Source organism: Staphylococcus croceilyticus (assembly GCF_002902575.1).
In the GTDB taxonomy this organism is placed as follows: domain Bacteria; phylum Bacillota; class Bacilli; order Staphylococcales; family Staphylococcaceae; genus Staphylococcus; species Staphylococcus croceilyticus.
Window position 1 is genome coordinate 1 of sequence record NZ_PPRD01000081.1, and the last position, 3663, is coordinate 3663.

The window sequence follows — 3663 nt, forward strand, 5'->3', positions numbered from 1 at the left end:
GATTCTGAATCACTCTCACTTGTTGATGTTGATTCACTGTCTGATGTGCTTGTACTTACTGATTCTGAATCACTCTCACTTGTTGATACTGACTCACTGTCTGATGTGCTTGTGCTTGCTGAGTCTGAGTCACTTTCACTCGTTGATGTTGATTCACTGTCTGATGTGCTTGCACTTGCTGAGTCTGAGTCACTTTCACTCGTTGATGCTGACTCACTATCTGATGTGCTTGCACTTGCTGAATCGGAATCACTTTCACTTGTTGATGTTGAATCACTGTCTGATGTGCTTGCGCTTGCTGAGTCTGAGTCACTTTCGCTCATTGATGCTGACTCACTATCTGATGTGCTTGCACTTGCTGAATCTGAATCACTTTCGCTTGTTGATGCTGAATCACTATCTGATGTGCTTGCACTTGCTGAGTCTGAAAGACTCTCACTTTCTGAACTTGATGTGCTTTCTGAGGCGCTTGTACTTACTGATTCTGAATCACTCTCACTTGTTGATACTGACTCACTGTCTGATGTGCTTGCTGAGTCTGAGTCACTTTCACTTGTTGATGCTGAATCACTGTCTGACGTACTTGCGCTTGCTGAGTCTGAGTCACTTTCACTTGTTGATGCTGAATCACTGTCTGATGTGCTTGCACTTGCTGAATCTGAATCACTTTCGCTTGTTGATGCTGAATCACTGTCTGACGTACTTGCGCTTGCTGAGTCTGAGTCACTTTCGCTCATTGATGCTGACTCACTATCTGACGTGCTTGCACTTGCTGAATCTGAATCACTTTCGCTTGTTGATGTTGACTCACTGTCTGACGTACTCGCGCTTGCCGAGTCTGAAAGACTCTCACTTTCTGATCCTGATGTGCTTTCTGAGTCGCTTATACTTACTGACTCTGAACCACTCTCACTTGTCGCTTTACTTGTTGACTCACTCTCGCTTGCTGCTTTACTTGTTGATGCGCTCTCGCTTGTTGCTTTGCTTGTTGACGCGCTCTCGCTTGCTACTTTACTTGTTGATGCGCTCTCGCTTGCTGCTTTGCTTGTTGACGCACTTTGGCTATTTGCTTCGCTTATTGATTTTACAGTGCTTGTTGAAAGACTATTACTTGTTGATGTTGAAGTAGAGTCACTAGCTGAGTTTCGAGTGATTGACCATTTAATATTTTTAGTCGTTGTATGGTTACTACCATCCGTGGCAGTAATCGTTACATTATAATCACCGATTTTTTGTGGTGTACCTGTTACTACATTTTTAGATGAATCATACGATAAGCCATCTGGTAGGCCATCCATCTTAACAGTCGGTGTTGTTCCGCTATTATCTGAAGTATTTACAGTTACTGGTGTAATAGGTGAGAAAACTTCATTACTTTGATCAGTCATATTAATAGTAGGAGCTTGGGTGTCCTCGTAATAATAAATTACTGATTGACCTGAATTAGTTAGTTTAACTTGATTATTAGCATAGTTCGGTGCGTTTGAACTATCGACATCCTTGTATTTAAAACCTTTGTCTTTTAGCGTATTTATTTGAGGGTCTAAAATAACTGTTTCATCTACATCTCCTGCATAAGTCTTCGGTGGAATAATATCTTTACCGGTATTCACATCAACATATCTCACTTGAGTTGAAGCAGTTTGAGTATATGTAAATGTTCCGAATTGAATTTGTTGAAGATTTCTAGCTCCTCCCGTTGAAGCTGTAATAGAAAGAGCATAGTTACTAATATTACGATTTCTATTCAACCAATCTGTTAAATTACGAGTAAATTGTTGACCAGCATACGTAACTGTCATGTCTTTTGTATCGCCATTATAGTCAATTTTAAAGTCTTTAAGAGTATTATCTGGTGGTACATTTAATTTGGCAGCACCTGGAGATTCAGTAGTAGCATACCCTGAACTGTTAGTACTAACAAATGCGCCAAATGCGCCTCCACCGGCTACATTACTTGGATCTGCTCCAGCTTGAGAACCAGCTTTAGGAGTTGAAGTATTGTGGAATGTATCAAGTTTAAAGCCGAATGCATTTTTCAAACCACCTATCCCTAGTGCCGCACCTTCTTTACCAGTATCATCAATTTTACCCGGTGAAAAAGCAAAACCTATACCGTCCCCACCGTCTGATTTATCTGGTGAATATCCTTCATAGCGATTACCTAGATTAACTTTTCCTGTAAAATGAAAACTTTTATTTGAATTAATTTTAGTGTTTAAAGTAATTGAACCTTTTTTATTAAACTCATCAGGAGTTAAAGTTACTATTCCTGTTTTAGGATCATAAGTAGCAGAGTCTTTGACATTAAAATGATCAGTAAAGTTATCTTTGTTGATTGAGACAATGTCATTATTTGTTACTTCTGCTACAGTCGCACTTGTGTTGTTGGTAGCTAAGGCTAATCTACTGAAAGTTCTTAGCTTCTTCGGCGTTAAACTTGTCGACGTGCTTGTAGAATCACTTACTAATAAATTAGAACCTATGTCTCTATTTGCTTGGCTTTCAGCTGTACTTGTAGATTTAGTTGTTAATGAATCTTTGTCATCAACTTTCTCAGATTTATTTGTGCTTGTAGAACTTGTTAATTCACTTTTCTTTTCAGAAGTTGACGTTAATGAATTATTCTTCTCATCAGATTCAGATGTTTCCGTTGATTTGTGTTCTGATGTTCCATGAGTATTTGATGATTTGTCTTTTTGGGTACTATTAGCTACTTCAGATGTATTTGTTTTTTTAGCTTCTCCATTTTCTGAAGAGCTTGATGTCTTGTTATTGTTTTTACTTTCAGAATCTTTAGTTGATTGAGAGTTTTTATGTTCTGAACTTGATGTTGATTTTTCACTTTCTGTTTGTTTGTCTTGGCTCTCAGACGTCTTCTCTTTATTACTTTCTGAAGTGCTCTCAGTATTTGATTTTCCGTTCTCATTAGATGAACTTGTTTTATCACTATTAGAATTTTGGTGAGATTCACTTGTTGATGAGTCACTTTCAGAAATTGAAGTATGGCTCATACTATCTTTATGTTCCGAAGTAGAAGTTTCTTTAGCACTAGTAGAATTAGCGCTTGTTTCTGTTGAATTTGTCGTTGAATCAGTTTTAACCTGACTTTCTTCATTAGTAGTATCTTTTGATGATTGATTCTCACTTTCTGTTGAAGACGTACTATTTTGGCTATGTTCTTGTGAGGAACTTGTCATATTTGAAGAAGAGTTGGTTGTCGATTTTGAAATTGCTGTCGAGTTTTGATTGGCTACAGTTGCACTATTTGACGAAATTTCTGATGTCATTGGAGTTTCTGATGCTGCAAAAGCATGGTGGTCATTAAGCATAGCAAAGGTGAATGCGCCACCTACTAGTCCTGTTGTTCTCATTGCTTGTTTTTTGAAATCTTTAGATTTTGTAGTTTCGTTATCAATTTTATTGTCTACTTCTTTATTTAAAAATGGTAACCCGATCATTTTTAAAAGTTGGAATTCTTTAATACCTGCTTTGACCCAATGTTTTCCTGATTTATAAAGCTTAACTCTAGCTTTTTCTTCACCAAAGGATCGTTTAAAGTCTTTTTCTCTTTTAGACATAATAATCTCATCTCCAAATATTTATTACTTAATTAAATCCCAATTAATTTTCTACTATTTGATATAATTTTCATTATTATAT

Annotated in this window: 1 protein-coding gene; it reads right to left on the reverse strand. The window is 37.1% G+C overall.

The genetic code is table 11. The features are described 5' to 3' along the window. On the reverse strand, positions 1 to 3581 hold a 3581-nt coding region (locus CD128_RS09500), incomplete at its 3' end, for a lectin-like domain-containing protein (RefSeq protein ID WP_231917295.1). Between the last annotated feature and the right edge of the window lie 82 nt (positions 3582 to 3663).